This is a genomic window from Mycobacterium sp. (assembly GCF_032161845.1).
In the GTDB taxonomy this organism is placed as follows: domain Bacteria; phylum Actinomycetota; class Actinomycetes; order Mycobacteriales; family Mycobacteriaceae; genus Mycobacterium.
In genome coordinates this window covers 1-6,064 of record NZ_JAVRQA010000457.1, presented here as the reverse complement: position 1 = coordinate 6,064, position 6,064 = coordinate 1, and the positions used below count along the sequence as shown (strand labels likewise).

General features: G+C 63.4%; 6 protein-coding genes. 3 read left to right on the top strand and 3 right to left on the bottom strand.

Annotated elements, in window-relative coordinates:
• A partial coding sequence (locus QOD90_RS24785; protein WP_526354052.1) for an NADPH-dependent FMN reductase occupies positions 1-503 on the top strand: 503 nt, incomplete at its 5' end.
• A 106-nt stretch (positions 504-609) separates the two neighbouring features.
• Here QOD90_RS24785 and QOD90_RS24780 read toward each other — a convergent pair.
• The gene (locus QOD90_RS24780) at positions 610-1,905 is read right to left on the bottom strand and encodes an amidohydrolase family protein (RefSeq protein ID WP_526354050.1); all 1,296 of its coding nucleotides are present in this window, start codon (positions 1,903-1,905) and stop codon (positions 610-612) included.
• A 147-nt stretch (positions 1,906-2,052) separates the two neighbouring features.
• On the opposite strand from QOD90_RS24780, the gene QOD90_RS24775 reads away from it, so the two are divergent.
• Together QOD90_RS24775 and QOD90_RS24770 are read left to right on the top strand one after the other, a co-directional pair.
• Positions 2,053-3,696, top strand: coding sequence for a FadD3 family acyl-CoA ligase (locus tag QOD90_RS24775; protein ID WP_526354048.1), 1,644 nt, complete (start codon positions 2,053-2,055; stop codon positions 3,694-3,696).
• A gap of 10 nt (positions 3,697-3,706) precedes the next feature.
• Positions 3,707-4,519 (top strand): enoyl-CoA hydratase/isomerase family protein, encoded by an 813-nt coding sequence (locus QOD90_RS24770; protein WP_526354046.1) that lies wholly within the window; start codon positions 3,707-3,709, stop codon positions 4,517-4,519.
• A gap of 9 nt (positions 4,520-4,528) precedes the next feature.
• On the opposite strand, the gene QOD90_RS24765 is transcribed toward QOD90_RS24770, so the two are convergent.
• Together QOD90_RS24765 and QOD90_RS24760 are read right to left on the bottom strand one after the other, a co-directional pair.
• Positions 4,529-5,320: an enoyl-CoA hydratase/isomerase family protein gene (locus QOD90_RS24765; RefSeq protein ID WP_526354054.1), complete on the bottom strand. Its 792-nt coding sequence runs from the start codon at positions 5,318-5,320 to the stop codon at positions 4,529-4,531.
• 25 nt (positions 5,321-5,345) lie between these two features.
• Positions 5,346-6,064: acyl-CoA dehydrogenase family protein (locus QOD90_RS24760; protein ID WP_526354044.1), on the bottom strand; the 719-nt coding region annotated here is incomplete at its 5' end.

Here is a 6,064-nt window from a genome sequence, read left to right as displayed (position 1 = left end):
ACAAAGCGGCTAGCCGCACCGGCGCGAACTATGAACTGATCGATCTCGTCGACTTCCCACTGCCACACATGGACGAAGCCATTCCACCATCGGCGGGCCAGTACGCGGGCGAGCACACCAAGGCCTGGGCCGCCAAGATCGGCGCCTACGACGGTTTCATCTTCGTCACACCGGAGTACAACCACTCCACCTCAGGTGTGCTGAAGAACGCCATCGACTACCTCTACGCCGAGTGGAACAACAAAGCAGCAGCCTTCGTCAGCTACGGGTCCCTTGGCGGCGCCAGAGCGATCGAGCACCTCCGCGCAATCTGCAGCGAGCTACAGATTGCCCATGTCCGGCAGCAACTTTCGTTCTCGCTGTTCACGGATTTCGAGAACTTCTCCATCTTCAACCCGGCCGCCATGCACGACGCCACCGCCGGGACCTTGTTCGACCAGCTCGAAACATGGGCCGGCGCAATGAAATCCATCCGCTCCTCCGCACACGCACCGGCGAGTTAACGAAGGTATGGTCGCGCGTGCGCGCGGTCCATCGTTCGACCCGTGTCCGACGCATTGACTTTGACGACCTCGCTTCGCGACAAACTCGGTGACCGTCTCGATCGACTCAGGTCAGCTGTGCACTCGCTGCGGCGATCTGATCCTGAAAATTGCCCAGCTTGGCCGTGGCGTCAAGTGTGTGATGACTGCGGGCCCGGATGCTGGTGTCGTGGCCGACCGAGGCTCGACGCAGCGCTCCGACCGTGGCGTTTTCCCGCGGGATGTGTTTGAACGGGTCGAATGAGTACCAGCGGCAAGCATTTTCGTGGGTCATCTTGTTGATCTCGTCGTCGGGCACGTCCGCGTCGGCCAGAACGACGCCGAGTTCTTCGGGCGCGCCGGGCCACATGGAGTCGCTATGTGGGTAATCCATCTCCCAAGCGATGTTGTCGATGCCGATGTCGTGGCGCAGTTTGACGCCGACCGGATCACTGATGAAACACGTCAGGAAGTGCTCGCGGAACACCTCCGAGGGCAGTTTTCCGCCGAAGTCCTGGAGTGTCCAGGTCGCGTGCATTTCGAAGGTGCGGTCGACCCGATCGAGGAAGTAGGGGATCCACCCGGTGCCACCCTCGGACAGGGCGATCTTCAAGTCGGGATAGTCCTTCACTGGCCGTGACCACAGCAGGTCCGCTGCGGCTTGCACGATGTTCATCGGCTGCAGGGTGATCATCACGTCCGGCGGTGAGTCGACGGCGGGAATCGACAACCGGCCCGAAGACCCGATGTGCACGCTCATCACCGTGTCGGTGTCAACCAAGGCCTCCCACAGTGGATTCCAGTATGGGTCGTGGAAACTCGGATACCCCAGGGCGGCGGGGTTCTCGGAGAACGTCAGCGAGTGCACGCCCTTCTTGGAGCACCGTCGTACCTCGGCTGCACACAGTTCGGCATCCCAGATCACCGGCAACGCCATCGGGATGAACCGACCCGGATGCGCCCCACACCACTCGTCGATGTGCCAGTCGTTGTAGGCCTGCACCAAGGCCAGCGAGAAGTCGGAGTCCTCGGTGGCGAACAGTCGCGCCGCGAACCCGGGAAAGGACGGAAAGTTCATCGACGCCAGTACGCCGCCGGCGTTCATGTCCTTGATCCGCTCGTCGACGTCGTAACAGCCTGGCCGGATCTCGTCGAGACCTTGTGGTTCCAGCCCGTACTCCTGCTTCGGCCTGCCGGCGACTGCGTTTAGAGCGACGTTGGGTATGACGGTGTCACGAAACCTCCAGACGTCTGTGCCGTCTTCGTTGTGCACCAGGTGCGGCGCCTCGTGCCTGTACTTGGCTGGCAAGTGGTTCACGAACATATTCGGCGGCTCGATGATGTGGTCATCCACGCTGATCAAAATCATGTCGTCTTTGTTCACAGCTGGTCCTTCCCGGGAGTTGCTCTAACTGGTCGGTGAATCGAGGGGTTGCCTGCAGGGCGGGAAAGGCTGCCATCCTGGCGCTTTCCCTCTCTTTCAACCCCGGGTGGCTACCGAGTGACAGATATTATGAATATATTATCAAGTATGTATCAGGAAGAAGACCCGCGGGCGGACTTGCGGTACGGGACGACGACTCGACTGCTGGCCGACGCGGCCTCGCGCCTCGGCGATGCGGAAGCGATCGTCGATGGTGACCTCCGCTTGAGCTACGCAGATCTCGATGCAGCGGTCTCTAGCGCCGCAGCGGCGATGATCGGCGCAGGTCTGGTCAAGGGTGATCGCGTCGCGATTTGGGCGCCCAATTCGGCACTCTGGATCGTGGCGGCGTTGGGGCTGCAGCGTGCGGGTGCCGTTCTGGTGCCGATCAATACACGCTTCGTGGGCGATGAGGCAGCCTTCGTGCTCAGGAAGAGCCACACAAAGATGCTCTTCGCCTCAACGGACTTCCTTGGCCGCGACTACCCGGCCTCGCTGGCGGAGGCGGTCGGCGGCTACGGTGCCGAGCACCCCCTGGTCGGCCTGCCCGATCTGCAGCGGATCGTGATCTTGTCTGGCTCGCCGAGTCGCCAAACACAATCGTGGGACGACTTCCTCGATCTGGGTCGCGGCGTCGGTCCCGCCGAGGTCGAAGGGCGAGCGGCGTCGGTGAAGCCTGACGATGTGTCCGACATCCTCTTCACGTCGGGTACCACCGGCCGACCGAAGGGGGCCATGTGCACGCACGGGCAGACGTTGCGCGCCTATGCCGTCTGGAACAACGTCGTCGGGTTGCGTGAAGGTGACCGCTATCTGATCGTCAATCCGTTCTTCCACGGATTCGGTTACAAATCTGGCTGGCTGGCGTCGATTCTCGCTGGCGCCACGATCGTCCCGATGCGGACCCTAGACGTCCCGAGGGTTCTCGAGATCGTGCGAGCCGAGCGGATAACTGTATTGCCGGGTACACCCACCCTGTTCCAGACAATGCTTGAACACCCCGGCTACACGCAGGCGGGTGTGGGGACGCTGCGATTGGTGGTGACCGGCGCGGCCAATGTTCCTGCGGCACTGCTGTACCGGATCAAGAGCGAAGTGGGATTCCAACACATCGTTACCGGATACGGACTCACCGAGTCGTGCGCAATCGTATCGATGTGCCGTTTCGACGATCCCCTCGAGGTCGTGGCATCGAGTGCCGGGCGACCCTTGCCCGGTGTCGAGGTCCGCATCGTCTCGGCGGACGGAGCGGAGCAGCCAGCGGGACACGAGGGTGAGATCGTCGTGCGCGGATACACGTTGATGCTCGGGTACCTCGACGAACCCGAAGAGACGCAGTCGGCCATCGACGCGGAGGGTTGGTTGCACACCGGCGACATCGGCATCCTCGATGTTGCCGGGCGGCTGCACATCACCGATCGGCTCAAGGACATGTTCATCGTCGGCGGCTTCAACGCCTACCCGGCCGAGATCGAACAGATCCTGAGCCAACACCCCGGTATCGCCCAGGTAGCCGTAGTCGGTGTTCCCGACGAGCGGATGGGAGAGGCGGGCGCCGCATTCGTCATCGCCCGGGCGAATCAGAACGTCACGCCCGACGACGTCATCGCATTCAGCCGAGCCAATATGGCCAACTACAAGGTTCCGCGTCACGTGCACATCGTCAGCGAACTGCCGCTGAACGCCAGTGGAAAGGTTCTGAAGAACGAGTTGCGTGCGCGCGCAGCGGGCCAAACGACGGCGATCACCTGAAAGGCTTTCAATGAGTGCGGAATTAGTCTCGGTACCTGGTCTCACCGCCGATGTACAAGGTGCGCGGCTGACATTGACGATCGATCGGCCGGCCCACCGTAACGCGCTCGACGATGCGTCGATGGCGGCCTTCGTCGACAACCTGGAGGCTGCCGCCACCGACGACGAGCTGCGCGTCGTGCTCATTCGGGGCGCTGGCAATGACTTCTGTAGCGGTTTCGACATCGTCGGTCGAAACGCGGTCCGCGACCGTAAACCGCGCACGGCCAGCATTCAGCGCCGCATGCCAACACAGGCCAACCGGCTCATCCCACTTCTGCTTGACATCCAACTGCCGATCGTGTGCGCGGTTCGCGGCTGGGCGGTCGGCATCGGCGCACAGATCGCGCTCGCGTGCGACTTCACCGTGACGTCGCGAGACGCGCGATGGTGGTACCCCTTCCTGTCTCGCGGGTTCACGCCGGATTCGGGCAGCACCTGGCTGTTGCCGCGCACCGTGGGTCCGCGTCGCGCTAGAGAACTCCTCATTCTTGGCCGGCGATTGTCTGGGGCCGAAGCGATGGAGTGGGGGATGGCGGATACGGCCGTCGATGACGGCGAGGTCGAGGCCACGGCCGATGAGCTCGCGAACCGACTCGCCGACGGGCCCACCGTCGCAATAGGTTTGACGAAATCGCTGTTGAACGCAAGCTACGCGCAGCCGCTTGTCCCGCACCTCGCCGACGAAGCGTTTGCGATGGAGTTGAGCTCCCGCAGTCCGGATTTCCGCGAGGGGCTCGCAGCGTTCACCCAGCGCCGTGACCCGTCTTTTGGCGGCCGTTGACCTCTCGCGTCAGTCGCCCCAGCGCGGCTCACGCTTTTCAGCGAAGGCCGCAGGTCCTTCAGTTTGGTCGGGGTGGCCCCACAACGAGACCATCTCCTTGGCACCGGCCCTGCAGGCGTCGGTCAGGCCGTACTCCATCGCCTGCCACAGGGCCCGCTTCGTAGCACGCACCGCGGCCGGTGAATTGCGTGCGATTTTCTCGGCCAGTTCCTGCGCCGCGTCATGGAGCCGCTCGGGTGGGTCGACCACTTCACTGACCAGTCCCAGTTCGTAGGCACGCTGTGCCGTCATGCGCTCGTGCCGTCCGACCAGCGCCATCCGCAGCACCGCCTCGGCGGGAATCTTGCGCATCAGGCCGATCATCTCGATCGAGGTGACCTGGCCGACGGAAACGTGAGGATCGGTGAATGCGGCGTCCGAGGCGGCGATGACGATGTCGGCGTCGGCGATGAAATGCAGGCCGCCGCCGGCACAGATTCCGTTGACCGCGGCGATGACCGGCTTGTCCAACTGCAGGAACCACGACGTGAATCCCATATCCCAATCCTCCACCGATTTGCGGTAGCGCTGGAATCCTTGTCCGTCAGTGGCGATTTCGACGACATCGGCTCCAGTCTGAAAGTGGGAGCCGATGCCGCCGTTGACGATCACGCGCACGGCTGGATCGTCGGCAAGTTCCTGCCATGCCAGCCGTAATTCGTCGCGCATGGTGTTGTTCATGGCGTTACGCCGTTCCGGCCGATTGAACAGCAGCCAGCCGACGTGGCCTCGCCGCTCTACCTTCAGCGTTTCGTATGGCATACCAACTCCTCGTGATCGTGGTGGGTCAAATCTGGGCAACGTGCTCGGCAACGCGGTCGTAGTGCTCGCCGGCGGTTCCAAGCAGCTCCTCGCCGCTGCGGGCCCGTTTGAAGTACAGATGGGCGTCGTGCTCCCAGGTGAAGCCGATGCCGCCGTGGATCTGGATGGTCTCCTCGCTGGCATGCATGGCTGCTTCCGAGCAGTAGGCCTTGGCCAACGATGCGGTCCACCAGAGATCTGGGCTGTCGTTGGCCGCTGCGGCGACGGCAGCGGTGGCCGCCGATCGTGCGGACTCCACCTGGATCAGCAGTTCGGCCAGCTTCTGCTTCACTGCCTGGAAGCTCCCGATCGGACGGCCGAACTGCACTCGCCCGCGCGCATATTCGCTGGTCATCTCGAGGCAGCGCGCGGCAACCCCGGACAGTTCGCAGGCCAGCAGTGCGCACGAGGTGGCATAGGCGCGGTCGAGCGCGGAATCGATGGCCCCGCTGTCGAGTCGAATGCCTCGGACGCCGGAGAGTTTGACTCGGGCCTGTTTGCGGGTCTGGTCGAGCGTGACCAGCGGGGTGACCTCGACACCCGCAGCATCGCGTTCGACGACGAAGATGGCCGTTCCCTCGGGGATGCGGGCCGGAGTCAGGATCAAGTCGGCGTCGGCAGCGTCGACGACATAGCCGCTGCATCCGAACAGCCGACCACCCTCGGCGCGCATGTCCACCCGCGACGGACCCCACCGGCCGTCGG